Origin of the sequence: Sulfitobacter guttiformis, from assembly GCF_003610455.1 — a bacterium.
GTDB lineage: Bacteria > Pseudomonadota > Alphaproteobacteria > Rhodobacterales > Rhodobacteraceae > Sulfitobacter > Sulfitobacter guttiformis.
Map to the genome: position 1 here is coordinate 1,662,295 of NZ_RAQK01000001.1, position 24,787 is coordinate 1,687,081.

Consider the following 24,787-nt stretch of genomic DNA (forward strand, 5'->3'; position numbering starts at 1 on the left):
CGTTCCGTCAGGACTAAGTATGCGCTGGGTTCAAAAGCGCACGTCCCTGATCGGTCAGGGACCAGCATGTCGTTCCCTCGATGACAACGGCGGTCAGTGGCCTGCCATAGCCTGCACCGGCATCAATATTGATCCGGTTGCCATAGTGGGTCGCCGTTTCGACAGGCGTGTGCCCGTGTACGATGACCTTGCCATGATCGCGCGTGTCCACGTGAAATTCTTTGCGGATCCACAGCAGGTCGTGCTCGGACTGTACCCCCAGCGCGATGCCGGGCTGGATGCCTGCGTGTGCAAAAAACAAATGCTCGGTTTCGAAGCTCAGATCGAGGCCATTCAGAAAATCAATATGGGACTGCGGTACTGCACTTTTGGCGCGCGCGTGGACGTCCGTCTGGCGATCTGTCCCTACCATGCTCACCCCGTAGGAAGCCATTGTTTTGTCACCGCCCAAACGCTCGTGCAGCCAATAAAGATATACCGGCAGATATGCGTCATGCACAGGATAGTCACGCATGAACCAGCTGAACATGCGGTCATGGTTGCCCTTCAGGCAGTGCCAGTTTTTGCCCGCCGACAGACCGCTTATTAGCGTATCTAGAACATCGCAGGAGGAGGGGCCGCGATCTGTGTAGTCCCCGATAAAAACGACCTGTGCCTCAGGTCCGCCGTCCGCCTCGATCAAATCGAGCACGCGAAGAAGCTCGGTGTGCTGGCCGTGGATATCACCAACTGCGTAAATCGGTCCGGTCATAAACCCTCCAATAAAATAGGCGCGACCCTGTTAGAGCCGCGCCTTTATGTACGTGTGTGGGTTACGTTATGCTACGTCGAATTCCAGCAGCTTGATCTGGGTAAACAGGCCGGTATCGTGCAGCTTTTTTACAACGGGCGCGGGCACAGGCTCGTCCACATACAACAGCGCGATCGCCTCGCCCTTCACACCGGCACGGCCAAGGGTAAAGTTGGCAATGTTTACGCCGTTCTCGCCCATAGTCTGGCCCAGTGCACCAATGATTCCCGGCACGTCCTCGTTGGTCGTATAGACCATGTGGCGGCCGACCTCGGCGTCGATCTGGATGCCCTTGATCTGGATGAAACGCGGTTTGCCGTCCGAAAATACCGTTCCCGCGATTGACCGCTCGCGCTTGTCGGTGACAACCGTGACTTTTACGTAACCATCAAAAGCTCCGGATTTGTCCTGATTTGTTGTTGAAATCTGGATTCCTTTTTCTTTTGCTACAACTGGTGCTGAGACCATGTTCACGTCCGGATTGGCCCGCTTCATGATACCGGCAACTACACCGCAGTTCAGCGCATCGAGGTTCATCTCGGATACGACACCGTCATACAGAATGTTGATGGCCTTGATTGGCTCGTCCGTCAGCTGCCCGATAAAGGAGCCAAGGTGGCCCGATAGTTTGAGCCATGGCCCCATCACCTGCGCTTCTTCGGCGGTGACCGATGGCATGTTAAGAGCGTTACTCACCGCGCCCGTCAGCAGGTAGTCAGACATCTGCTCTGCAACTTGCAAGGCTACGTTTTCCTGGGCTTCGGTTGTGGCAGCACCAAGGTGCGGTGTGCAGACTACGTTAGGCAGGTTAAACAGCGGGTTCTCGGTTGCAGGCTCCACCTTGAATACATCGAACGCGGCACCCGCAACGTGGCCTGATTTCAGCAAATCGGCTAGCGCCTCTTCATCGACCAGACCGCCACGGGCGCAGTTGATGATGCGCACGCCCTTTTTGGTTTTCTCAAGGTTTTCGCGGCTCAGGATGTTTGCTGTCTGCTCTGTAAACGGCACGTGCAACGTGATGAAGTCAGCGCGCTTGAGCAGTTCTTCCAGTTCAACTTTTTCCACACCCATCTTGGCGGCTTTTTCTTCACCGAGGAAGGGATCATAAGCCACGACTTTCATCTTCAGGCCCCGTGCGCGGTCGCACACGATCCCACCGATGTTGCCCGCACCGATAACGCCCAACGTTTTGCCGGTCAGCTCCACACCCATAAATGCGGACTTTTCCCACTTTCCAGCATGGGTTGAGGCGGATGCCTCTGGAATCTGGCGCGCCACCGCAAACATCATGGCGATGGCATGCTCTGCTGTTGTGATCATGTTGCCGAAGGGCGTGTTCATGACGATCACGCCCTGTTTGGAGGCGGCATCCTTGTCGATGTTATCGGTGCCGATCCCAGCGCGGCCGATAACTTTGAGATTCGGTGCAGCAGCCAGAATTTTTTCGGTTACTTTGGTCGCTGAGCGAATGGCGAGGCCATCATAATTGCCGATAATGGCAAGGAGGGCATCCTTGTCCTTACCCAGATTGGGTTGGAAATCAACATCGATACCGCGGTCTTTAAAGATTTGAACAGCAGCATCGCTAAGGCTGTCGGATATGAGTACTTTGGGAGCCATGTGTGTGGTCCTTATGAATTAGGGGGAGAGTGGCGGGGGAATATCCCCCGCGAAATTATGCGTTAAGCTCGGCGTTGAAAGCGTAATCCAGCCAAGGCAGAAGCGCTTCGATATCCGATGTTTCAACAGTGGCGCCGCACCATATCCGCAGTCCCGCAGGCGCATCACGGTAAGCCCCGATATCCAGCGCGACATCCTCATCTGACAGACGCTTTGCCACTGCTTTTGCAAATGCCGCACCGTCCGCAATCCGTTCGTCCGTAAACTTGAGGCAGACAGAAGTGTTGGAGCGCGTCGCCGGATCAACCGCGAGGAAATTGATCCAGTCGTGCGATTCGACAAAAGCATTTATCGCGGCGGTATTGGCGTCAGCGCGGGCGATCATCCCGTTGAGGCCGCCCACAGATTTGGCCCATTCGAGCGCAAAGAGATAATCCTCGACACACATCATGGAAGGCGTGTTGATTGTCTCGCCCTTAAAAATACCCTCGATCAGCTTGCCACCTTTGGTCAGGCGGAAAATTTTGGGTAGGGGCCATGCGGGCTTATAGGTTTCCAACCGCTCTACTGCACGCGGGCTCAGGATCAGCATGCCATGCGCCGCCTCACCGCCCAGCGCCTTTTGCCAGCTGAAGGTGGTGGCGTCCAAACGGTCCCATGGCAGGTCCATCGCAAACGCGGCAGAGGTCGCATCACAGAGCGTCAGGCCCGCACGGTCCGCTGGTATTTCAAAAGACGCAGGAACGCGTACACCGGAGGTTGTGCCGTTATAGGTAAAGCAGACGTCGTTATCGAAGTTAACGCCCGCAAGATCTACGATCTCACCGTAGGGGGCGGTTTTCTCGGTCGCATCAATCTTGAGCTGTTTGAGTGCATCGGTAACCCAACCGGAGCCAAAGCTTTCCCATGCGAGCATCTCGACGTGGCGTTCGCCCAGCAGGTTCCACATCGCCATTTCATAGGCGCCTGTGTCGGATGCAGGTACAATGGCAATTTGGTAATCGGCAGGTATGCCTAAAACGTCGCGCGTGGTCTCGATCGCAGCCAAAAGCTTGGCCTTGCCGGGTGCGGCGCGATGGCTGCGGCCCAGTGGCGCGTCAGAGAGTTTTGCCAGATCAAATGTGGGGGGTTTGGCGCAAGGGCCAGAAGAAAAACGCGGATTCATTGGTCGCGTGGTCGGTGCGGTAATAGCCATTTATGCTATCCTCTCAGATAATCGCCCTTCGTTGGGGAAGGGTGTCCCGTAGATGCGTTTACGGGCCATTCGGTTCTGGCACAAGCTGGGAAACATCGCTAAACCGCCGCTCGATCGCTTTTTTGCGACGCCCCTGACGCTGATCGGAAACCCGCATATGCTGACCGTTGTGCTTTTGTGCGCGCCTCATCGGCGCAATCTTGACCCTGCCCTTGTTGAGTCGCTGCGAAATGCATGGGGCGGCGGTGAGGCAGTATGGCTTAAACCAGACGAAGCGGCAGAGTTTGCAGTGCCCGCCATGCCCGAAAACCGAGAGCAGGTATGGGAAAGCTGTCAGGCGATGGGCGTGGATCTGGTTGTAGTTCCTACATCAGGTCGGCGCAAAAAGATGCTGCTGGCTGATATGGACAGCACCATGATCGAGCAGGAATGTATCGACGAACTCGCCGATGAGGCGGGCGTTGGCGCGCAGGTTAAAGACATCACCGCTAGGGCCATGAACGGAGAGATCGATTTTGACGGTGCCCTGCGGGAGCGTGTCGGTCTGCTCAAGGGTCTGCCTGACGCAGTAATTGGAAGGGTACTAGCCGAGCGGATTACGCTCATGTCTGGAGGCAAGGTTTTGCTTGCAACGATGAAGGCTAATGGCGCTCATGCCGCGCTGGTATCTGGCGGATTCACGGCGTTCACCGCGCGGATTTCCACGCTTCTCGGCTTTGACGAAAATCGTGCCAACACTTTGGTGATAAAGCAAGGTGTACTCACCGGAGAGGTAGGCGTGCCGATCCTTGGTAAGCAGGCCAAGGTTGACGCGCTCAACGAGATAACAGCGCGGCTCGGGATTGGGCAGGACGAGGTGATCGCGGTGGGCGACGGCGCCAATGATCTGGGCATGCTGACCCGCGCCGGTATGGGTGTCGCGCTGCACGCCAAGCCCGCTGTCGCTGCGCAATGTGACGTGCGGATCAATTTCGGTGATCTGACGGCACTGTTGTTCGTGCAGGGTTATACGCAGTCGGAATTTGTGAGCTGAACGTAAATTTACCGTGATAAACTCCGGGAAAGAAGATCCCCGGAGTTTTTTGTATGATTGATTTCCCTGCGCTTAGGCCAGAAGACCTGCGGCGGGTTTCAAGATGCCGGTGGTGAGGCCGTCCCAGTTTGTGATTGGCTTGTTAATTCGCTTCAGCGCGGCAGGATGGTTCGGGTCAAGCATACCGAGGCGCACAAGCAGGGCGGCAATTGCGGCTTCTGCAGCGCGGGTTGTGCCGCAGGCCGCTTTAAGCGCAATGCCAAGCCCTTTTTCGGGGATGATAGCGATAAAGAAACCCTCTGCGCCTGTCTTCAAGGCGACTTTACCCTCGCAGGCGCGCATCAATTCGGTGCAGGCGCGGCCTTCGCCAGCGACGAGGTCGGGATGCATGCGCATGGCCTGATGTAGCCGTTCTTCGGCGCTGCCTTCCGGTGCGGCGGCAAAATGGGCCATGGCACGGGCTAAACCGTGCAGGGTGGCTGCATGGTTGGGTGCCGAACAGCCGTCGATCCCGAATCCGGGGCTGGTTTGATTTGTGACCTCCTCGAAGGCTTCAAGGCAGGCGCGTTGTACCGGATGATCGGGGGCCACATAATCCGGCCCGCCACCAAGGTGTTTTGACAAGGTCAGGAATCCCGCATGTTTCCCAGAACAGTTATTGTGAATCCGGCAGGGCGTCTCATGAGCGCGGATCTGCGCCTCCATAATTTCGCGATCGCGCGACTCTTCGGTGCCACAGCGAAAATCGTCGTCGGTCAGGCCTAACTCTTTGATCCATGCGCCCACACCGTCGAGATGGATCTGCGCCCCCTGATGCGATGCACATGAGAGCGCCAATTGGCGCGTGCCAAGACCGAAAGCATCTGCGGCACCAGAGCGCACCAGTGGTAGGGCCTGTATCATCTTCGACGAGCTGCGGGCGAGTACGACCGCGTCTGGATCACCCCATGCCTCGACGATCTCGCCAGAGGCATCACAGATGACAGCGTGGCCGGAATGGACGCTTTCCAGAAATTGGCCACGCCAGATTTCGGCAAAGGGTGCGGGAGCGGTCATGTTTGGTTCCTTTTTACTGCGTTTATGGGCGAAAACCTGCCAATGCGGGGTTTCACCACTCGCGTCTTTCGCGTTATGGTGTTTGTTGTCGAGAAGAGCTTAAACCATTGTGAAAGAATGGCCCATTCAAAAGCGGCTAGTGCAAGGTTTCGGATACATGTTGAGGCAACAGGACGGCTGGAGAATAGGACTGATGGCATTTTTTAAAACGGGTGTAGCGACCGCACTCATGGCGGGCCTGATCGCAGGCAGTGCGCTGGCACAGAGCCAGAGCACCAACCGCGTCGCTGCGAAAACCGACTGGAGCGTGTTTGTAGAGGATAACCCGACTGAATGTTGGGGTGTCTCCACGCCCAAGGAAACAGTGAACTCGCGCGATGGACGTGTCGTGGCGGTGAACCGTGGTCAGATTTTGCTGATGGTATTTTACCGGCCAAGTGCTGGCGCAAGCGGTCAGGTTGCATTCACCGGCGGCTATCCTTTTGCGAGCGGCTCCACGGTAACGATCGATATTTCGGGCACCAAGTTCGAGCTGTTCACCGAAGGGGAATGGGCATGGCCGGCAAGTGCATCGGACGATTCGCAAATCATTGCAGCGATGAAGCGGGGCTCTGACGCGAAGCTAACAGGTCGGTCAGGCCGCGGAACGCAAACAGACGATACTTTCTCGCTGCTCGGGTTTACCGCAGCGGTGGAGGATGCGGCCAAGCGCTGCGGCGGCTAATTGCTACCAATCGTTTATGCGGCCCTGCCTTGATTGGCGGGGCTGTTTTCATTTTCGGGGCTGAGCGCCTATATACCGCATAACCCTACGAGGAATCATAATCATGTCCGCACCAATCACCCAAGACGTTCATACTATCCCGCGCAAATTACCTGCGGGGCCGTTGAACCTTGTGGGAATGACCCGCGATGGCATGCGTGATGCATTGATCGCCATAGGGACGCCTGAAAAGCAGGCAAAGATGCGTGTTGGCCAAATATGGCAGTGGATTTACAACTGGGGTGTGCGTGATTTTGACGCCATGACCAACCTGAGCAAATCCTTCCGCGCCGAACTAGCTGAGCATTTTGTTGTGGCTGTGCCCGAAGTCGTGACCAAACAGATAAGTGCGGATGGCACTCGCAAATATCTGGTGCGGATTGCCGGCGGTCACGAGGTCGAGGTTGTGTACATCCCCGAGACGGACCGCGGAACGCTGTGCATCAGCTCTCAGGTCGGGTGCACGCTTACGTGCTCGTTCTGTCATACGGGTACGCAGAAACTGGTGCGGAACCTGACTGCAGGCGAGATCATTGGTCAGGTGATGATCGCCCGCGACGATCTGGACGAATGGCCGCAAAGCGGTACGCGGACCTATGAGGCGCGTCTGCTTTCGAACATTGTTCTGATGGGCATGGGTGAGCCGCTGTATAATTTCGAAAACGTGCGGGACGCGATGAAGATAGCTATGGACCCCGAGGGTATCCAGCTTTCGCGCCGCCGTATCACCCTGAGCACGTCTGGCGTGGTGCCGGAAATTGCGCGTACCGCCGACGAGATTGGCTGCATGCTAGCTGTGTCCTTCCATGCCACCACCGATGAGGTGCGCGACACGCTCGTGCCGATTAACAAGAAGTGGAATATCGCGGCACTGCTCGACGCGCTGCGCGCCTACCCGAGCCTGTCCAACTCCGAGCGTATTACTTTCGAGTACGTGATGCTGCACGGCGTCAACGATAGTGACGAAGACGCGCACCGCCTGATGAAGCTGATCGAAGGCATACCTGCCAAGATTAACCTAATCCCTTTCAATGAATGGCCCGGCGCCCCCTACAAACGCTCGAGCAATAACCGCATTCGCGCTTTCTCTGATATTGTGCACGCTGCAGGATATGCCTCGCCTGTGCGCAAGCCACGGGGCGAGGATATTATGGCGGCGTGTGGCCAGCTCAAGTCCGAGACAGAGCGCGCCCGTAAGTCTAAACGCCAGATCGAAGCGGAAGCCGGCACCGGTCAACACTAACTTCTGGCAGGCTTAAAAATCTTGGTTCTGCCACAATCGGAACCGAATCCTGCCACCGAAAGCAAACAGACTGTTTCCTGAGATGACTTAATCAGGAGACGGACAATGACGATCATTATCAAACAAGACGCCTTCGTTACCGAGGAGGTAATGCAGATTGTAGCGCATGAACGTGCAGTGGCCTTGTCGGCCCGCGAATGGAAGCATCGCCTTGCAGGCTATGGCTACTCCATCCGCGACACCGAAGATGGCAAGCATGTTCTCGAAACGCTGCCCCACCATGTTGCGCTGTGCGAACTTCCCGACGAGCTGTTTCACTGATCAGCGCCGGAAGTTATTACCGGCCAGGGACGTGATCGCGGACCGATGGCGCACCCCAGTTTTCAATCAGCTCCATCGCCTCATCTGCAGTTTCGACAAAGCGGAACAGGTCGAGGTCTTCGGCAGAGATTGTACCTGCGTCGGCAAGTGCATCCCAGTTGATGATTTTTTGCCAAAAATCGCGGCCAAACAGCAAGAACGGCACCCGCTGCATCCGGCCCGTCTGGATCAATGTGAGTGCCTCGAATAATTCGTCCATGGTACCAAAGCCGCCAGGGAACACACAGATCGCTTTTGCGCGCATCAGGAAATGCATTTTTCGGATCGCGAAATAGTGGAAGTTAAAACACAGGTCTGGTGTCACGTATTCGTTCGGCGCCTGCTCGAATGGCAACACGATATTCAGACCGATAGACACGCCGCCTGCGTCTACGGCACCACGGTTGCCCGCCTCCATCACACCGGGGCCACCGCCGGTCACGATGACATCCTCGCGGCCGCCACCCTCTTTTGATTTCAATGTCATGAGCCGTGCGAACTCGCGTGCCTCGTCGTAAAATCGCGATAAATCTGCAAGGGTCTTTGTGCGGGCGGTGTCCTTTTTCGCAGGCTCGGGAATGCGCGCTCCGCCGAACAGTACAATCGTCGACTGCACACCATATTCGTCCAACATCATTTGAGGTTTGAGCAGCTCAAGCTGAAGGCGGACAGGACGCAATTCCTCGCGGCACATAAAATCGGAATCAGTAAATGCCAGTTGATAGGCAGGGGCCTGCGTCTGGGCGGTAACGGGAATACCGTCGACTGTTTCAATGTCGGATTCCGCATGGCGCAACGGGTTTTGATTATTCTTGCTCATTTATTCCTCGGACTTTGTTTGTTTTTCGTACCATGCACGGTAACACTTTGATTGACTACGCGATATTGGCGGGGATGCTTTGGTCAATGGATCAAATGGCAGTGAGGATTGCACGGAACGGCCTGGCCGCGTATATCGCCCCCTAATCAAATTCAATCAAACGGAGTTCCGCCATGTCCAATGCCCAGCTTGAAACAGCCATCGAGGCCGCGTGGGATGCCCGCGACACGATCACTCCCACAACCACAGGTGAAACCCGAGATGCCATCGAGGCAACACTGGCCGCCCTCGATTCTGGCAAACTGCGCGTGGCAGAGCGGCAAGAAAATGGTGACTGGCATGTGAACCAGTGGGCGAAAAAAGCTGTCCTGCTGGGCTTCCGAATTCAGGACATGGGCGAGCAGTCAGGCGGACCTCAGGGGACAAATTGGTGGGATAAGGTCGATAGCAAGTTTAAGGGCTGGGGTCCGGCAGAGTGGAAAGCGGCAGGATTCCGTGCTGTTCCAGGCTCCATCGTGCGTAAATCTGCGTTTATCGCGCCCGGAGCGGTTTTGATGCCCTCTTTTGTGAACCTCGGTGCCAATGTGGGTGAGGGCACAATGGTTGATACATGGGCCTCTGTCGGGTCCTGCGCGCAGATCGGTAAAAATGTGCACCTGTCTGGTGGGGTGGGCATCGGCGGCGTGCTGGAGCCAATGCAGGCAGGTCCGACAATTATCGAGGATAACTGCTTTATCGGTGCGCGCTCCGAGGTGGTTGAGGGCTGTATAATCCGCGAAGGCTCGGTTCTTGGCATGGGTGTATACATCGGCCAGTCAACTAAAATTCTTGATCGTGAAACCGGCGAAGTTATGTACGGCGAAGTGCCGGCAGGGTCCGTGGTGGTGGCAGGGTCAATGCCCTCCAAAAACGGCGTAAACCTCTATTGCGTGGTGATCGTGAAACGGGTCGATGAAAAGACCCGCTCGAAAACCTCTATCAACGAGTTGTTGCGCGATTGATGCGTTTTGTTCTGCTCCTGCTGGTGCTGTTTGTAACTGCAAAAGCGGTGGGAGCAGGACCATACGATGGCCGTTATCGGCCTGATCATCCGAGCGGTGACAGTTGGGATTGTAAGGCTATCGGCAAGGATGGCGGCGCGATATTGCTCACTTCTAACACCTTTTTCGCCATTGGAACCCGATGCAATCTGCGGGATCCAGTGGCTGTAAGTGGTATGAACGCCACCCTCTATAATGCGATTTGTCGCGCGGATGGTGATCCTTGGGAGCGCCGGATAATGATCATGCGTAGCGGCACAGGCATTGCCGTGATCCAAAGTGGCGCGCGGATCAGCTTGCTGCGCAAATGTGAATAAGGATCTCGTTGGGATGACTGAAGAAAAGAAGCCAAAAAAACCTTCGCGTCAGCAGGTTTACACGCTGCTGGTGGAAATCGGGCGAAAAACCGGTGATGGATTGCCGGAGAAGGCCACCGGGGCTGCATTGATGTGCTTTGCCTCCGGCATCGACGAGGCCGAGGCGGTGCGCGAAACCGTTGCAATCCTCAAGCAGGCGGATACCGCACCGCTTGACGTTACGGGCTATGGCACATTGGCTGAACGGGAGGCCGAGGGTGATGAGATTGACGACGAAGAGCGCGCATTGATGATGCGCGCCCTTGACGAAAACTCGGTTATTATCGCGCAGATGACGCCATTTTTTGATTAGGCTGCGCGCCGCTTTGCGAGGTGGATCGCTTCGTACCACTTAAGGACCTTGTGAGAGGGAGCCTTATGCTCGGGCAGGTCGTTGCGATCCACGCCGAACATCACACTTGAGGCAAGCTGGTGCGTGTCGCGGCGAATACGCCCGATATAGAGACTTTCCAGCGGGGCGCCGCCCGCCAGAATTGTGTCGTGGTTGGGTAAGATAAGCTGTGTGTAGCGCACCAAATGACCACATGTTTCGGTGCGTGCGGCGAAGCCGTTGACCAGATGTCGGGCAGGGGTCAGCACTTTTTCACACGAAAACAGATATTCCACCTCGGGCCCATCGATCACGACATGTTGCTCAGGGGCGATGACGATATCGTCCTGTAGTCCGAAATAGGGCGCCCGCATGCGGATTGGGGCAAAACTGCCGCGCGCAGGTACCGTCCGGGATATTGTTTGCAAGACAGGCACGACCTCGCCCTCGGCTGTATAGACCGTATCACCGCGCTTTAGCGTACCGACATTTCGGTACCCCCACGGTGTCGCAACTGGCGTATCCGGTGATAGTGTCGGACTGGCGCCGATAGGCTCGATCTGGTCAGATAGAGCGGCGAATACCACGTCGGCGGCATAATCCTGTTGACCGCGACCCAGCATCAGATCGCGTAGATCATCAAGGGTAAGGGGCAACGGATTTTCTACCGCGACACTGGTTACAGCCGTTTCGCCCGCTTGTTCAAGGGTGAGGCGACCCCAATTGTATTTGATATCCCACGAATAGGTTAGCCGAAGGATTTCAGCACGGCCTGCGTTTTTATGTGCAATCGCGGCATGGGCGATTTTATCACTTTGAACATGCACCATTGCAACACCGCCACCCGGGATTGCCTGAAACACTAGGCTGCGGTGGCTGGGATGCGGATTTGTGTACCCGAACAGGACCTGTGGTTTGCTATCTTCGGCCACTTGCGTTTCGAACATGATGCTGCCGCGGTTTAGAACCTGATTTGGCACATCCGCGATTACAGGCTCGTCCCGCTTTTCAAGGCCAAGTCCGCGCAGGGACAGGCGGCGGTCTGTATGGTCGGTAATTGCAAGCCAGGTCATTTAAGCCACCTTCGCGGCGCGCAGCAGCTCCGCCTCATATCGTTTCAGGGTACGGCGCGCAGCAATAGGATAGCCGGTGCCGGAAGTAGGGTCTAATTCAGGGAAAACACTATAGATCTCATCGACCACTTCCGCCTCGAAGCTGGTGGCGGTCTGTGGGCCGGGTAGGAAGCTTTCGGTCTCCAGTCCTTCGGAAAACACGACCTGATGGCGGTCGAACAACAGGTGCACGTAGGTCACTTCTCCCCCTTCACGGCGGGTGATTGAATAGTCGTTTACCAGATCGCGGGCGGCGACCAGAACTTCAGCTTCGCCAAACAATAACTCTGCCAGATTGTCTTTGATCAACACGCGGTGCAGCGGAGAGACCAGCAAATCGCGGTGCTGTCCCAGTGTGTTCGCACGAATGTGGATCGGAGCGAAATCGCCAATTGCTTTTACACGTCGCGTCCCGATCCAGCGCAGCGGCTGCGCGCCTTCATCTTTTGTCATGACCAAATCACCGGGCAGCAGACGTTCGGCACATTGATCGCCGTCAGGAGTGGCGATCAGCGTGCCTGCCACAAAACATGGCACCGAGGTCGCGTTGACAAAGCCAACATCAGTGTCGATCCCGTTGCTGATTGTATAGGTAAAGTTAAAATTTTCCTCATCACCGTCACCGACCACGCTGAATGTGCCATTCGCGTTGAGCGTGACAATCTGGCCCGTTGGGAGGGTGATGGGGGTACCAACAGTCGCGGGTTGCCCGTTGATGTGAGTGATTGTCATTGTACTGCCGGCAGGGCCGTTATTGATATCGTTCGCCAACACATTCAGCGTGGTTGTACCATCGGGGTATACATTTACATCGTCTGAAAGCGCGACCAGTCTGGTTTGCACCGAGTTTCCCGCGATAAGAACGTTCGAATCGTAATTACTGTCGCCTACATCGGCGATGGCGATGCGCATCGAGTTCACCTGACCCGGATTAACGTACATCGTGAGTGTCAGCGTGATCGTAAAGCCGTCCATTTCGGTGTTGAAGGCATCGCTGGTGTTGTCGTTGTACATGTTGATGTTGTTGGTGGTCGAAATGTTGAAGGGGTCGGTTTCACCATCCCCCACGTCATGCTCCACCAACTGGCCATTGATCCAGACGCCAAAGAAATCCTGATAAATCGAGTTTGCAAATTCGGGATATTCTTCAGATGAAAACACGAATTGCATCGTAAGAATGTTGGTATCAGGGATAAAGTCGATGTCGAGGGTCGAGGCATCATAGGTCGTACCGCCGGCAGCATTATTATACTGGTTGAAGTTGTTCGTGCCGCTCGTATTGGTCGAGGTGTTGGTGCTTTGGTTTGATTGGCCCCTACTGTTTGTAAAGTCCTCAGCATTGCCGGTGGACAAAATCACACCGGTGGCACCCGGTGTCACCCCGGGTGAGTTTGTATCCCCGCCGCTATAGGTGCCCGCGCTGTCGATATCGCCATAGTAGGTGGCACCGGTAACGGTCACACCGTTTCCAAAAATCTCGTTCGCCATATCCGTGGCGGTGGTGCCTTCACGCACCGTTGAAATCGGAAGTTCCGATGCTGCTACCATATCACTGCCTCAAACCTTGTAATGAGACAGCACGCAACGCAGCTGGACAGAGGTGTACCTCTGTTCCGTTTGTCCGTTTTGCGGACGATTCCACCCCTGTTTTCAGGTGATGAAACTGCTCTGGCCCTGCCTCGGGTCAATTATTATGAGATCAAGTTACCACAATTTCGACATAAATGAAGCGTGATTTCATGCAGGTGCGAAGGGCTGGCACTTTTTCACCACAACAGGGATAAGGGGGCAGAGCCATTTCAGGAGAGTTTCCATGCCGCATACATCCCCGATTGATCCCGTTGATTTGACTGCGAAACTGGTGCGGTGCCCTTCGGTGACGCCTGCGGACGCCGGTGCGTTGGACATTTTGCATGATATTCTGAGCGAGGCGGGCTTCACCTGTGCCTGGGCTGATCGCGGTGGTATTCGCAATCTGTTTGCGCGGTGGGGGAGTAAGGGTAATACCCGCAGCTTCGGGTTTAACGGCCACACAGATGTTGTTCCCGTCGGAGACGAGGCAGCATGGACGATGCCCCCCTTTGGTGCCGAGATTAAGGATGGTATTATGTATGGCCGCGGCACAACGGATATGAAATCCGGCGTCGCAGCGTTTGTCGCGGCGGCAATTGATTTTGTACAAACCACGCCACCGGATGGCTCTGTGGTAATCACGATTACAGGTGATGAAGAGGGCGAATCTGTCGATGGGACACTTGCTCTACTGGAGCATATGGAAAGGCACGGCGAGCGGATGGATGTCTGCCTTGTGGGGGAGCCGACCTGCCCCGAGAAGATGGGCGAGATGATCAAAATCGGACGCCGTGGATCAATGACAGTCAAATTCAGGGTGATTGGTAAGCAGGGCCATTCCGCCTATCCGCACCGCGCCAATAACCCCCTTCCCGCGATGATGCGACTTATGGACAGGCTGGCCAGTCATGAACTGGACGCGGGCACTGACCATTTTGATCCCTCTACTCTCGCGGTTGTGACTGTGGATACGGGCAACCTTGCCACAAATGTCATTCCTGCGGACTGTACTGCGGCCGTGAATATCCGGTTTAACGACACCCACTCCGGCGAGAGTTTGACTGAGTGGATCGAGGGCGAGGTTGCGGCGGTTCGTCAAGCGTTTGGTGTTCAGGTCGAGACCCATGTCAAAATTTCGGGAGAAAGCTTTATCACCCCGCCGGGCGATTTGTCCGCGATGGTATCGGACGCGGTCGCGGCTGTGACCGGTGTCACACCTCAGTTGTCGACGACCGGTGGCACATCGGACGCACGATTTGTTAAATCACACTGCCCTGTGGTTGAGTTCGGCCTTGTCGGGCAGTCGATGCATCAAGTGGACGAGCATGTGCGCATTGACCATATTCACGAACTAAAATCGATATATTCACGCATTTTACAGGACTATTTTGCGTGATTATGATTGAAACGACCGACGACAGACAGGCCTGCTATGCCCTGCGTCATGAGGTGTTTGTGATCGAGCAAGGCTATACCGCCGAAGGCGAGATTGATGCGCTTGACGCTTTGAGCCACCATTTGCTGGCGTGTGATGATGGCACCCCGATCGCCACAGCCCGCGTTTACCTCGACGGAGTTACCGCAAAAATCGGTCGCGTTTGTGTTGTTTCGGCGCGGCGGGGGGGTGGTTTGGGGGCGCAGATGATCACTGCAGCAGTTGCGTTGGCATCACGGCAGGGAGCTGCGAAGGCGGTTCTCGGCGCGCAAGCCCATGCAACAGGCTTCTACGCCAAGTTGGGGTTTGTCCCATTTGGGTCACCCTACGAAGATGAGGGCGAACCACACCAGATGATGGAGCGCGTGCTGTGAAACGCACCCTTGTCGTAATGCTCAAAGAGCCGCGTGCGGGGCGGGTCAAAACCCGTTTGGGGCGTGATATTGGAATGGTCGCAGCGGCATGGTGGTTCAGGCATCAAGTGCGCAGCTTGTTGCGTCGTATTGAGGATCCACGCTGGGATGTGGTGCTGGCCGTGTCTCCGGACCGTGACGGGATCTTATCGCGGATCTGGCCTGCACATCTGGCCCGCATGCCACAGGGGCATGGCAATTTGGGTGACAGAATGGGGCGGGCGCTGCGTAGCGCGCCAACAGGGCCGGTCTGTGTTATTGGGGGCGACATCCCTGGTATCAATGCAGCACGCATAGCGGAAGGCTTCGCGGCGCTGGGCCGACATGATGCGGTATTTGGACCTGCACCTGACGGAGGCTATTGGCTGGTCGGGCTGCGGCGGATCCGTGCGGTACCCTCTACCCTTTTTGCGGGTGTCCGTTGGTCAACAGCACATGCATTGTCAGATACAGTTGCGACCCTGCCGGACCATAGCATCGCCCGCATTGCCACGTTGCGTGACGTTGATACCGTCGCCGATTTAAAATAATGTGACGCGACCCCGTGCCCGTGCTACCTCCACTTCCATGAGCAATATCCCAACCAAAAAAGAAGTCCTCGGCTGGATCGAGGAAAACCCCACCCTGACGGCCAAGCGTGACATCGCAAAGGCCTTTGGTATCAAGGGGGCTGCGCGCATTGATCTCAAGCGGATCCTCAAAGAACTGGAGGCCGAAGGCCATCTGGAGAAGCGCAAGAAATCGTACAACGATCCCGAGCGTTTACCGCCAGTCAGCGTGCTGCTGGTCACTGGACCGGATGGTGACGGTGACCTCTACGCCAAGCCGATGGAATGGGGCGGCGAAGGTGTCGAGCCGCTGGTTCTAATGATCCCGCGTGCTGCCGATCCAGCGCTGGGAGCGGGCGACCGTATTCTGGCGCGTCTCACGTTGGTGAAGGGGGAGCATTATCATTACGAGGGCCGCCTGATCCGCCGTATCGGCTCTAACCCAAAGAAAATTGTCGGCATCTTTAAAAAACACGCCGAGGGCGGACGGATACAGCCCATCGACAAAGGCGCAGATAAAGAATGGGCAGTGCCTGCTGATTTCACGGGCGGTGCGAAGGATGGAGAGCTGGTCGAGGCGGAGCTTGCCGGTCCCAAAGGCCGTATGGGCCTACCTCGCGCGAGGATTATCGAACGTTTGGGTGATCCTTCAGCTCCCAAGGCAGTGTCGCTTATCGCGATCCACCAGCACGCTATTCCAGATGATTTTCCAGATGACGTGATCGCCGAAGCGGACAAAGCCGAGGCAAAGGGATTGAAGGGTCGTGAAGACCTGCGCCATCTGCCGCTTGTCACGATTGATCCGTCTGATGCGCGTGACCACGACGATGCCTGTTTTGCTGAGGCGGACACCGATCCCGACAATAAGGGCGGGCACGTACTTTGGGTCGCGATTGCCGATGTCTCTGCTTATGTTACGCCGAATTCTGCACTGGATGGTGAAGCGCGGAAAAGAGGGAATTCCACATATTTCCCCGACCGCGTGGTGCCAATGTTGCCGGATGTTTTATCAGGTGATCTGTGTTCGTTGCACGAAGGGGTCGACCGAGCCTGTATTGCGGTGCGGATGGTACTGGACGCTGATGGGAACAAGCTCAATCACGATTTTCATCGGGGGCTCATGCGCTCTCCTGCCAGTCTTCACTATGAAGAAGTGCAGGATGCCATGGACGGCACACCAAACGAGCGTACCGCGAAATTGTTAGAGACTGTTATCAAACCGCTTTATGCCGCTTATGGCGCGCTGGTTGCAGCGAGAGAGCGGCGGCAACCGCTTGACCTCGACCTACCCGAGCGGCGGATCGAGCTGGATGATGATGGCACTGTCCGATCTGTCAATTTCCGCATGCGGCTGGATGCGCACCGCCTGATCGAGGAATGTATGGTGCTGGCGAATGTCGCTGCGGCAGAGACCCTCATCGCCAAGAAAACACCTCTGTTGTTCCGCACCCATGAGGAGCCTACGCCTGAGAAACTTGATGCATTGCGGGAAACTGCGGCTGCTTCGGGATACACGCTTGCTAAGGGGCAGGTGCTGCAAACCGCTCATCTGAACCGTCTTCTACAGCAGGCGGCAGGAACTGACGATGCCGAGCTTATCAACATCTCCACTCTGCGGTCTATGACGCAGGCCTATTATGGCCCCGACCAAATTGGCCATTTTGGCCTCGCTTTAAGGTCCTACGCGCATTTCACTTCGCCTATCCGTCGCTATGCGGATCTGATCGTGCATCGCGCTTTGATCACCGCTCACGGCTGGGGCAAGGATGGCCTGTCGCAACATGATATCGCTGATCTAGAGGCGACTGGCGCGCATATCTCGGATACCGAACGCCGCTCGATGATCGCGGAGCGGGACACGACCGATCGCTATCTGGCCTCCTACCTCTCCGAGCGTGTGGGCAACGAAATGACAGGCCGGATCAGCGGAATTGCCCGCTTTGGTGCGTTTGTAAAGCTGGATGAAACGGGGGCTGATGGCTTGATACCGATGCGCAATATCGGGCGGGAGTATTTCCACCACGATGCCGACGCAGGGACGCTGATGGGCGCTGACACTGGCGTGACGATTGGCTTGGGCCAGCGGGTGACTGTCCGGCTGGCCGAAGTGACGCCACTCACCGGCGGGATCGCGCTGGAACTCCTTGAGATCGACGGCGACGCGATGCCACAAGGGCGGCAAAGTCCGGCAGGCCGCAGCCCCCGTCGCAAAGGCGCCAAAGCCAAGGGCAAGAAGGCCGCGATAAAGCGTAAGGTAACCCGAAGCCGTCGATAATTTCAGCAGCGCACCCACTCTAACGATGGTGCGCAACACGCCACCCCTTGAAGGCATGCTTTTGTTGCTGTCAGCGCGCTAAACACAGCGCAACACTGTTGTGATCACTTTCAGACGGCTCTGATTGTCGATATATTGGAAACAATAGAGTTAAAAGGGGCCGGATATGCGTGGTGTTTCACTTCTTGTTTTGTTGCTTGCGGCGGTCCCGCTGCGAGCACAAACAATCCTCCCTGAAATTTCTGTGCAGCTGAGCGATGTGGGCTTGCAAGAGTGGATTGCCGCCTTTCGGCCCAAGGCGTTAGAAGCCGGCATTGCGCCTGATGTCTTTGACAATGCCATGGCCGATGTAACCTTCGTTCCCAAAGTGGTGGAGCGCGATCGCAACCAATCTGAATTTACCAAAACAATCTGGGATTACCTTGAGACGGCTGTATCAGATCAGCGTGTGAACAACGGTAAAGTAGCGTTCAAGGCGCAGCAAAAAGCACTGGAGGCGATAGAACAGAAGTATGGCGTACCGGCGGTCATTGTGACCGCCATCTGGGGACTGGAAAGCGCTTACGGGACATTCAGGGGTAGCGACCCGGTTCTCTCCTCGATGGCTTCGCTGGCATATGATGCGCGCCGCGCCGCGTTTTTCGAGGGTCAGGTGATTGCAGCGCTCAGCATTTTGCAAAGCGGCGATACCGACCTGAGAAACCTCAACGGCAGTTGGGCAGGGGCGATGGGGCACACGCAATTTATGCCAGACTCATTCATAACGCATGCGGTTGACTGGACCGGAGATGGCAAGCGCGACATCTGGGGGGATGATCCCCAAGATGCGCTGGCCTCTGCGGCGGCATATCTTAAGGCGAATGGTTGGGTTGCCGGCCAGCCTTGGGGAGTTGAAGTAGTTATGCCGGAAGGGTTTAATTATCTGCTTGCTGATCGAAGCATGACCAAATCGCCGTCAGAGTGGGCTGTTTTGGGTGTGATGGATACGAATGGTGCACCGGTGCCGGATCATGGCGCGGCAGCCATTTTGTTGCCTGCGGGAGCGGAAGGTCCGGCGTTTATGGTGTTTGATAATTTCGAGGTGATCGAGAGCTATAACACTGCCGATGCTTATGTAGTTGCCGTGGGGCATCTTGCGGACAGGATTAACGGTGCGGCACCGTTTAAGGGAACTTGGCCAGTTCAGGACCGCGCACTAAGCTTTGACGAGCGGATCGAGCTTCAGACGGAATTGACAGCACAGGGGTTTGATACGCAAAAAATTGACGCAAAGATCGGGCCGTTGACGGTTAATGCTGTAAGGGCTTGGCAACTGGCGCAGGGAGAGGTGCCGGACGGCTATGCCTCCCCCCGCTTGTTAGAGCGACTGCGCTCAGCTCGGTGACATACCGCGCATCCGCTCGGAGCGACGGCGAAGCAGTTCAACCACAGTAAGCAAACAGATCGAGATAAACACCAGTATTGTCGCAACGGCGAGAATTGTCGGGCTGATTTGCTCACGCAGTCCGATGAACATCTGCCATGGCAGCGTCTTTTGTCCGGCAGAGCCGACGAACAGGACCACAACCACCTCGTCAAAGGACGTGATAAATGCAAACAGGCCGCCAGAGATAACACCCGGCAAAATGAGGGGCATCTGTACCCGAAAGAACGTTGTTACAGGATTTGCACCCATGTTTGCTGCGGCGCGGGTGAGGGAGTTGTCAAAGCCGACAAGCGTAGCGGTTACGGTGATGATTACGAACGGAATGCCAAGGGCAGCATGTGCCAGAACCACCCCGATGTAGGTGCCTTGCAGGCCGACACGGCTGTAGAAAAAATACATACCTGCTGCGGAAATGATCAGGGGGACAATCATTGGCGAGATCAGGACCGCCATAATCGCACGGCGGAATGGCACGTGCGGTTGGCTCAGCCCGATGGCCGCCAAGGTGCCAAACCCGACTGACAGAAGCGTCGCAACAGGCGCGATCCGAAGTGAGTTCTTTACGGCGTCCTGCCATGCGTCATTTGTGAAGAAATCTCGGTAATGCTTGAGCGAGTATCCTGCCGGATCAAACCGCAGCATTTCAGGAGTAAAGGTAAAGAAATTCTCGGCATTAAAGCTGAGAGGCATAACGATTATGATCGGTGCGATCAGAAAGAAGAAAATCGCGCCACAAAGCGTTCGGAACGTGAAGTGCCACAATACCTGACCGGGGGTGAGATAAGGTGCCACTTTTGCGCGGTATCGCCCTTCGTAGAGCCAGAAGGTCATGAAGCCGAAGAACCATCCTAAAACTGTTCCGATGAACAGGCCGGGAAAGCCCGCTACTGCGTATCCGGCAATTGCGACGAGTATCAGCAAGCCCCAGCGGCCTGCGCGCTCGTTCTTGACGACCTTTGTGAGTGCCAAAGCGGCAAGTCCCATAAGGACCGCGCCGCCAATGACGCCGGCTATCATGCTGCCGTGGCCTGTGCCGATAAATACGCCAAAGAAGGCGCCGAAAGCTGCGACAACCGATACATAAAAGCCCGGCTGGGTGCGCGAGATGGGTGTGAGTGCAACCATGGGTCTGCTCCTTATCCGAGTTTCACGTTATCGATGCCGACGATCTTGTCGTAGGCGTAGTAAAGCAGCATCACAGCCGCCAGCAGAATTGCCCCCAGCGCCGCACCCAGACCCCAGTTCAACGAGCTGGATATATGATAGGCAATGCGGTTCGAGATGAAGGTACCGTCAGTACCGCCCACAATAGCGGGGGTGATATAATAGCCGATGGCCAGAATGAATACGAGGATACTACCCGCACCGATACCAGGCACGGATTGGGGAAAATACACCCGCCAGAACGCGGTCCAGTTCGTCGCACCAAGGCTTTTAGCAGCGCGCAGATAGGACGGTTGGATCGTTTGCATCACTGAATATAGCGGTAGGATCATGAACGGCAGCAGGATATGCGTCATCGCGATAATTGTACCGGTCTGGTTGTTGATAAGGGCAAGGCGGTCATCAGTCGCCACAATGCCCAACCAGACGAGCGTATCGTTGATAACGCCCTGATCCTGAAGCAGTACTTTCCATGCGGAGGTTCGCACCAGAAGCGATGTCCAGAATGGCAAAAGAACAAGGATCAACAGCAGGTTTGCCTGACGGGTAGGCAGGTTCGCAAGGATCCATGCCACGGGATAGCCAAGCAAGATACAAGACAGTGTAATCGCAACTGACATCACCATCGTGCGCCAGAACAGGATGCCGTAAATCTGCTGGTTTTCGGGGCGCATTTCTGCCCCGTCTACGGATTTTTGCATATCGATGGCGTTCAGGAAGTAGCCTGATGTGAGCTTGGGGCTGTAGACCTGAATCGTCTGCCAAGTTTCGAGATTATGCCATTTATCATCGATCTCGGCAAATGCCGCAGTATAATTGACCGTCTCGAATGTAGCTGCAGCAATGGTAGCTGCTTTCAGCTGGTCTGCGGCGGGGCCACTGTAAGAGGCTGCGCCGTTTGTACCCGTGAGGTCTTTGTGCAGGGAGGAGTAGGCAATTGCCCATGGATCCGTTGTGTAGAGGTTCTTGTTGTCCTCGATCTGGGTAAAACGGGCAAATTTCAGATAAGTAGCTGATGTAGCTGGCAGAATGTCTTCGATGCCTTCGCGCAACTCGAATCTGGGCTGGGGGCCATCGGCACGCTTCCAGTCTTGCATTTCGGCGAGCCATTCATCACTGGCCATAAAGCTGTTCCAGTTTTCGCCAGTCTTCCAGAAATCATCAAGGTCCTCGAACTGATCCTGATATACCTCGCCCATGTCCTCAACGCTGCGACCAGATTTGCGAAAGAGCGATGACATGCCCGTCAGTTCGTAATTGAGGCGGGATCCGAGGCGCGTATGTGACTTTTCCTCGACGGCAAAGAACATATCGTCATAGAGCGCCGCAAAGACGGCCTCATCGGGAATTTCGGACCCTTTAGCATCCCAGCGCGAAAGCTCGGAAGTTGTAAGGGGAAGTGTATCTGACACGATATCGTTTTCGACAGAGCGGAAGAGCATATCAGCGATAGGCGCGACAAAGGTGACCAGAACGAAAAGTAAAAGAGGAGCGATCAGGGCTAGCGCACGCATTTTTTGCAGTCTTAGCGCGCGGTTGAGCGATTTTTTCAGCGGTGTGCCATCGGCGGCAAGCATTGGTCCTGTATGGGCGGCATCTGCAATGCGCGCTTCGGCGGCGGAGGATGATGCTGTTTGTGCTGTTGGTGAGTCGCTCATGGTGTCCCCATCGGCTTGATCTTAAAAGAAAATTTTCCGAAAGTATAAGTGCGGAGAGGGCCGTGATGGCCCCCTCCTTTAGCGAGCTAGAGCTTACTTAACCAACCACGCCTGGAACTTGGCGTCGATGTCGTCACGGTAATCCGCCCAGAACTCATAGTTAAAGTTGAAGACGTTCGTTGCGTTTGCAGGGTCTGTTGGCATGTGTGGTGCCATGTCGATTCCCAGCTCTGCGTGCTTGCCGACCAGCGGTGCGGAGGATGCACGCGCAGGACCGTAAGAGATATACGCAGCCTGATCGGCCAAACGCTGTGTGTCTGTCGCAAACTTGAGGTAGTCCAGCGCACGTGCCTGACGCTCGGGTGTCAGGCCGGTTGGAATGATGAATACGTCCAGGTCGAACATCTGACCGTCCCAGAGCATCGCAACTGGCTGCTTCTGCTCTTCGATAACCGAGAACAGGCGCCCGTTGTACGTGGAGCCCATCACAACTTCGCCATCGGCGAGCAGTTGTGGCGTGTCGGCGCCAGCATTCCACCAAACGACATCACTTTTGATGGTATCGAGCTTTGCAAGAGCTTGCTCCTGACCTTCCGGGGTCGCCAGAACGTCATAGATCTCGTCTTTTGCTACGCCGTCACACATCAGCGCCCATTCCATGTTACCAATCGGACGCTTTTCCAGCGCGCGTTTTCCTGGATATGCTGCTGTGTCGAACACATCGCAGACCGAAGTCGGAGGCGTGTCGCCCACCAGATCCGTACGGTAGCCGAATGTTGTCGAGAAAACGATCAGCGGGATCGCGCAGTCGTTAATGATGTTTGCGCCAAAATCGTCTGTTGCGGATGTACCATCGGGTGCTGCTGCGAGCATCTCGTCAAAGTCGATCTCCATGGCCAGACCTTCGTCGCACAGACGAATGGAGTCAGCCGCTGTTACGTCGACCACGTCCCATGTGACATTACCGGCCTCGTTCATCGCGCGCAGCTTTGCGACGGCTTCGGCAGAAGATTCGTCATTAACGATCTTTACGCCGGCCATTTCTGCATAGGGCTCGTTGTACGCTTTTTGCTGGCTGTTGGAGTATGCACCACCCCAGCTGACGACGGTCAGTTCGTTCGCCATATGAGCTTCGGAGTGTGCCATTCCGGCCGCCACTGTAAGTGCGGTGGATGCCAAAAGTGTTTTTGTGAGGTTCATTAGTCTCTCCCAGTATTTTTCCCGTTTCGGGTATTCCAAGGGGGCAGCAACGGGTTTGGCTGCCTCCTCTTATGGATCACAGCACCTTGAGGTGCCGCGATATGACACGCGAGGTGAACGTTAGGCGTCCAGCGCGCGGCAATCTTCGGGCAACCAGCCGATTTCGATCTGGGTGCCTGGGGTCAGGCGAACCTGGTCGGGCGCGTTGCGGGTTTTCACCACAAAATCCTCTCGGCCTGCAACGCGCAGGCGGGTGCGGAAGATGTCGCCCATATAAATGAATTCCAGAACTTCGGCTTTGAGGGTGAAAGCGCCCTCGCGCATCCGCTCCTTGTTATATTCAACCCGTTCGGGACGGATAGAAACGCGGGTGCGTTCGCCTGCTTTAGTCACGTTAATAGGCTTCGCTTCGATCAGTTCGCCGCTGTCGAGCTGAACCATGGCAACGCCGCCTTTGATCTCTTTTACGACGCCTTCGAGGGTGTTATTTTCCCCGATGAACTGGGCGACGAAACTGTTTTCCGGCTCTTCATAGAGTTTGTCCGGCGGTGCCAGCTGCTGTATGCGGCCATCGTCGAACACGGCAACACGGTCTGACATTGTGAGGGCTTCCGTCTGGTCATGCGTCACGTAGACCACCGTAATTCCCAGATCATGGGCCAGTCGCGTAATTTCGAACTGCAATGTCTCGCGCAGTTGCTTATCAAGTGCGCCAAGCGGCTCGTCCATCAAGACTAGCTCTGGCTCGAATACCAATGCGCGGGCGAGGGCGATCCGCTGCTGCTGACCACCCGACAGCTGCGCCGGGCGGCGGCCTGCAAAATCTTGCATCTGCACCATGCTCAACGTGCGCATGACTTTTTCCTCACGCGCAGATTTGCCGATCTTGCGTACTTCCAAAGGAAAGGAAAGGTTCTCTGCAACCGTCATGTGTGGAAACAGTGCATAGTTCTGGAATACCATGCCAATGCCACGCTTGTGCGGGGGAATGTTATTAATGGACACTCCGTCAAGGCGGATATCGCCATGGGTTGCTGTCTCGAAGCCGGCAAGCATCATCAGGCAGGTTGTCTTGCCGGACCCCGAAGGTCCAAGCATCGTGAGAAACTCGCCTTTCGGCATGCTCAGGTTCAGATCTTTGACGACAAGGTTCTCGCCATCATAGCTTTTTTGTACGCGCTCAAACTCGACGAAGGCGGCGCTGTTTTTGGTATCGGCCAAGGTGATGGCTCCCCGTAGTCTTTGTTATTTTTAACATTGACGGAAAGTAAGCGCATACACGGCCTTTTTTGCAACTGGATAAAGCCAAAACTGGCCAATTCTTGAAGATTCAAGGCCAATTGACTAAATTCTTAACACATTCAGGAAAAAAGC

Annotated in this window: 23 protein-coding genes; 12 read left to right on the plus strand and 11 right to left on the minus strand. The window is 55.7% G+C overall.

Features of this window, described 5'->3' with window-relative positions; genetic code table 11:
* Window positions 1-13: 13 nt before the first annotated feature.
* The 3 genes from C8N30_RS08205 to C8N30_RS08215 form a co-directional block, all read right to left on the minus strand.
* Window positions 14-751 (minus strand): metallophosphoesterase family protein, encoded by a 738-nt coding sequence (locus C8N30_RS08205; protein ID WP_025064023.1) that lies wholly within the window; start codon window positions 749-751, stop codon window positions 14-16.
* Window positions 752-817: 66 nt separating this feature from the next.
* Window positions 818-2,413 (minus strand): phosphoglycerate dehydrogenase, encoded by a 1,596-nt coding sequence (serA, locus tag C8N30_RS08210; RefSeq protein WP_025064024.1) that lies wholly within the window; start codon window positions 2,411-2,413, stop codon window positions 818-820.
* A 55-nt stretch (window positions 2,414-2,468) separates the two neighbouring features.
* Entirely contained in the window at window positions 2,469-3,608 is a 1,140-nt protein-coding gene (locus C8N30_RS08215; protein ID WP_025064025.1) for a phosphoserine transaminase, read from the minus strand.
* Between the two features lie 157 nt (window positions 3,609-3,765).
* Between C8N30_RS08215 and serB the strand changes: the two genes are divergently transcribed.
* Window positions 3,766-4,641 carry a phosphoserine phosphatase SerB gene (gene serB / locus C8N30_RS08220; RefSeq protein ID WP_025064026.1) on the plus strand — a complete coding sequence of 292 codons (876 nt, stop codon included), beginning with the start codon at window positions 3,766-3,768 and terminating at the stop codon, window positions 4,639-4,641.
* Between the two features lie 72 nt (window positions 4,642-4,713).
* On the opposite strand, the gene C8N30_RS08225 is transcribed toward serB, so the two are convergent.
* A complete protein-coding gene (locus tag C8N30_RS08225) occupies window positions 4,714-5,697 on the minus strand; it encodes an asparaginase (protein ID WP_025064027.1) in 984 nt (327 codons plus the stop codon).
* A 193-nt stretch (window positions 5,698-5,890) separates the two neighbouring features.
* On the opposite strand from C8N30_RS08225, the gene C8N30_RS08230 reads away from it, so the two are divergent.
* The 3 genes from C8N30_RS08230 (at window position 5,891) to C8N30_RS08240 (ending at window position 8,024) form a co-directional block, all read left to right on the plus strand.
* Entirely contained in the window at window positions 5,891-6,421 is a 531-nt protein-coding gene (locus C8N30_RS08230) for an invasion associated locus B family protein (protein WP_051567248.1), read from the plus strand.
* A gap of 97 nt (window positions 6,422-6,518) precedes the next feature.
* Window positions 6,519-7,703, plus strand: a complete 1,185-nt coding sequence (gene rlmN / locus C8N30_RS08235) for a 23S rRNA (adenine(2503)-C(2))-methyltransferase RlmN (protein WP_025064029.1) — start codon at window positions 6,519-6,521, stop codon at window positions 7,701-7,703.
* 105 nt (window positions 7,704-7,808) lie between these two features.
* Window positions 7,809-8,024, plus strand: a complete 216-nt coding sequence (locus C8N30_RS08240) for a hypothetical protein (RefSeq protein ID WP_025064030.1) — start codon at window positions 7,809-7,811, stop codon at window positions 8,022-8,024.
* A 16-nt stretch (window positions 8,025-8,040) separates the two neighbouring features.
* Here the strand turns inward: C8N30_RS08240 and C8N30_RS08245 are convergent, their stop codons facing one another.
* Window positions 8,041-8,883, minus strand: a complete 843-nt coding sequence (locus tag C8N30_RS08245; RefSeq protein ID WP_025064031.1) for an LOG family protein — start codon at window positions 8,881-8,883, stop codon at window positions 8,041-8,043.
* Between the two features lie 173 nt (window positions 8,884-9,056).
* On the opposite strand from C8N30_RS08245, the gene dapD reads away from it, so the two are divergent.
* From dapD to C8N30_RS08260, 3 genes are read left to right on the plus strand one after another with little or no spacing between them, the layout of a single operon-like run.
* Window positions 9,057-9,884 (plus strand): 2,3,4,5-tetrahydropyridine-2,6-dicarboxylate N-succinyltransferase, encoded by an 828-nt coding sequence (dapD, locus tag C8N30_RS08250; protein ID WP_025064032.1) that lies wholly within the window; start codon window positions 9,057-9,059, stop codon window positions 9,882-9,884.
* On the plus strand, window positions 9,884-10,240 hold the full coding sequence (locus C8N30_RS08255) for a hypothetical protein (protein ID WP_025064033.1): 357 nt from the start codon (window positions 9,884-9,886) through the stop codon (window positions 10,238-10,240). The genes dapD and C8N30_RS08255 overlap by 1 nt, the downstream gene beginning before the upstream one ends.
* A 13-nt stretch (window positions 10,241-10,253) precedes the next feature.
* On the plus strand, window positions 10,254-10,592 hold the full coding sequence (locus C8N30_RS08260) for a hypothetical protein (protein WP_025064034.1): 339 nt from the start codon (window positions 10,254-10,256) through the stop codon (window positions 10,590-10,592).
* Here C8N30_RS08260 and C8N30_RS08265 read toward each other — a convergent pair.
* Window positions 10,589-11,683 (minus strand): Hint domain-containing protein, encoded by a 1,095-nt coding sequence (locus C8N30_RS08265; RefSeq protein ID WP_025064035.1) that lies wholly within the window; start codon window positions 11,681-11,683, stop codon window positions 10,589-10,591. The two genes, C8N30_RS08260 and C8N30_RS08265, sit on opposite strands and share 4 nt — an antisense overlap.
* Window positions 11,684-13,270, minus strand: coding sequence for a Hint domain-containing protein (locus C8N30_RS08270; RefSeq protein ID WP_025064036.1), 1,587 nt, complete (start codon window positions 13,268-13,270; stop codon window positions 11,684-11,686). It abuts the gene before it with no gap.
* Between the two features lie 265 nt (window positions 13,271-13,535).
* On the opposite strand from C8N30_RS08270, the gene dapE reads away from it, so the two are divergent.
* The 5 genes from dapE to C8N30_RS08295 all read left to right on the plus strand — a co-directional run bounded on the left by dapE (window position 13,536) and on the right by C8N30_RS08295 (window position 19,349).
* Window positions 13,536-14,690: a succinyl-diaminopimelate desuccinylase gene (gene dapE, locus C8N30_RS08275; RefSeq protein ID WP_025064037.1), complete on the plus strand. Its 1,155-nt coding sequence runs from the start codon at window positions 13,536-13,538 to the stop codon at window positions 14,688-14,690.
* Window positions 14,691-14,692: 2 nt separating this feature from the next.
* Window positions 14,693-15,103, plus strand: coding sequence for a GNAT family N-acetyltransferase (locus C8N30_RS08280; RefSeq protein ID WP_120222865.1), 411 nt, complete (start codon window positions 14,693-14,695; stop codon window positions 15,101-15,103).
* Window positions 15,100-15,672 (plus strand): TIGR04282 family arsenosugar biosynthesis glycosyltransferase, encoded by a 573-nt coding sequence (locus C8N30_RS08285; RefSeq protein ID WP_025064039.1) that lies wholly within the window; start codon window positions 15,100-15,102, stop codon window positions 15,670-15,672. The genes C8N30_RS08280 and C8N30_RS08285 overlap by 4 nt, the downstream gene beginning before the upstream one ends.
* Window positions 15,673-15,709: 37 nt before the next feature.
* Entirely contained in the window at window positions 15,710-17,965 is a 2,256-nt protein-coding gene (gene rnr / locus C8N30_RS08290; RefSeq protein ID WP_025064040.1) for a ribonuclease R, read from the plus strand.
* A 166-nt stretch (window positions 17,966-18,131) separates the two neighbouring features.
* A complete protein-coding gene (locus C8N30_RS08295) occupies window positions 18,132-19,349 on the plus strand; it encodes a lytic murein transglycosylase (RefSeq protein WP_025064041.1) in 1,218 nt (405 codons plus the stop codon).
* Here C8N30_RS08295 and C8N30_RS08300 read toward each other — a convergent pair.
* The 4 genes from C8N30_RS08300 to C8N30_RS08315 all read right to left on the minus strand — a co-directional run bounded on the left by C8N30_RS08300 (window position 19,338) and on the right by C8N30_RS08315 (window position 24,634).
* A complete protein-coding gene (locus C8N30_RS08300; RefSeq protein ID WP_025064042.1) occupies window positions 19,338-20,516 on the minus strand; it encodes an ABC transporter permease in 1,179 nt (392 codons plus the stop codon). The two genes, C8N30_RS08295 and C8N30_RS08300, sit on opposite strands and share 12 nt — an antisense overlap.
* 11 nt (window positions 20,517-20,527) lie before the next feature.
* Entirely contained in the window at window positions 20,528-22,213 is a 1,686-nt protein-coding gene (locus C8N30_RS08305; RefSeq protein WP_198021485.1) for an ABC transporter permease, read from the minus strand.
* A 93-nt stretch (window positions 22,214-22,306) separates the two neighbouring features.
* Window positions 22,307-23,413 carry an extracellular solute-binding protein gene (locus C8N30_RS08310; RefSeq protein WP_025064044.1) on the minus strand — a complete coding sequence of 369 codons (1,107 nt, stop codon included), beginning with the start codon at window positions 23,411-23,413 and terminating at the stop codon, window positions 22,307-22,309.
* 120 nt (window positions 23,414-23,533) lie between these two features.
* Window positions 23,534-24,634, minus strand: coding sequence for an ABC transporter ATP-binding protein (locus C8N30_RS08315; protein ID WP_025064045.1), 1,101 nt, complete (start codon window positions 24,632-24,634; stop codon window positions 23,534-23,536).
* Window positions 24,635-24,787 lie beyond the last annotated feature (153 nt).

Excerpts from the sequence above, each read along its gene's own strand:
- C8N30_RS08205 (WP_025064023.1), bottom strand. The coding sequence starts at position 751 with ATGACCGGACCGATTTACGCAGTTGGTGATATCCACGGCCAGCACACC.
- serA (WP_025064024.1), bottom strand. The coding sequence starts at position 2,413 with ATGGCTCCCAAAGTACTCATATCCGACAGCCTTAGCGATGCTGCTGTT.
- C8N30_RS08215 (WP_025064025.1), bottom strand. The coding sequence starts at position 3,608 with ATGGCTATTACCGCACCGACCACGCGACCAATGAATCCGCGTTTTTCT.
- serB (WP_025064026.1), top strand. The coding sequence starts at position 3,766 with ATGCTGACCGTTGTGCTTTTGTGCGCGCCTCATCGGCGCAATCTTGAC.
- C8N30_RS08225 (WP_025064027.1), bottom strand. The coding sequence starts at position 5,697 with ATGACCGCTCCCGCACCCTTTGCCGAAATCTGGCGTGGCCAATTTCTG.
- C8N30_RS08230 (WP_051567248.1), top strand. The coding sequence starts at position 5,891 with ATGGCATTTTTTAAAACGGGTGTAGCGACCGCACTCATGGCGGGCCTG.
- C8N30_RS08240 (WP_025064030.1), top strand. The coding sequence starts at position 7,809 with ATGACGATCATTATCAAACAAGACGCCTTCGTTACCGAGGAGGTAATG.
- C8N30_RS08245 (WP_025064031.1), bottom strand. The coding sequence starts at position 8,883 with ATGAGCAAGAATAATCAAAACCCGTTGCGCCATGCGGAATCCGACATT.
- dapD (WP_025064032.1), top strand. The coding sequence starts at position 9,057 with ATGTCCAATGCCCAGCTTGAAACAGCCATCGAGGCCGCGTGGGATGCC.
- C8N30_RS08255 (WP_025064033.1), top strand. The coding sequence starts at position 9,884 with ATGCGTTTTGTTCTGCTCCTGCTGGTGCTGTTTGTAACTGCAAAAGCG.
- C8N30_RS08260 (WP_025064034.1), top strand. The coding sequence starts at position 10,254 with ATGACTGAAGAAAAGAAGCCAAAAAAACCTTCGCGTCAGCAGGTTTAC.
- C8N30_RS08265 (WP_025064035.1), bottom strand. The coding sequence starts at position 11,683 with ATGACCTGGCTTGCAATTACCGACCATACAGACCGCCGCCTGTCCCTG.
- C8N30_RS08270 (WP_025064036.1), bottom strand. The coding sequence starts at position 13,270 with ATGGTAGCAGCATCGGAACTTCCGATTTCAACGGTGCGTGAAGGCACC.
- dapE (WP_025064037.1), top strand. The coding sequence starts at position 13,536 with ATGCCGCATACATCCCCGATTGATCCCGTTGATTTGACTGCGAAACTG.
- C8N30_RS08280 (WP_120222865.1), top strand. The coding sequence starts at position 14,693 with ATGATTGAAACGACCGACGACAGACAGGCCTGCTATGCCCTGCGTCAT.
- rnr (WP_025064040.1), top strand. The coding sequence starts at position 15,710 with ATGAGCAATATCCCAACCAAAAAAGAAGTCCTCGGCTGGATCGAGGAA.
- C8N30_RS08295 (WP_025064041.1), top strand. The coding sequence starts at position 18,132 with ATGCGTGGTGTTTCACTTCTTGTTTTGTTGCTTGCGGCGGTCCCGCTG.
- C8N30_RS08300 (WP_025064042.1), bottom strand. The coding sequence starts at position 20,516 with ATGGTTGCACTCACACCCATCTCGCGCACCCAGCCGGGCTTTTATGTA.
- C8N30_RS08305 (WP_198021485.1), bottom strand. The coding sequence starts at position 22,213 with ATGAGCGACTCACCAACAGCACAAACAGCATCATCCTCCGCCGCCGAA.
- C8N30_RS08310 (WP_025064044.1), bottom strand. The coding sequence starts at position 23,413 with ATGAACCTCACAAAAACACTTTTGGCATCCACCGCACTTACAGTGGCG.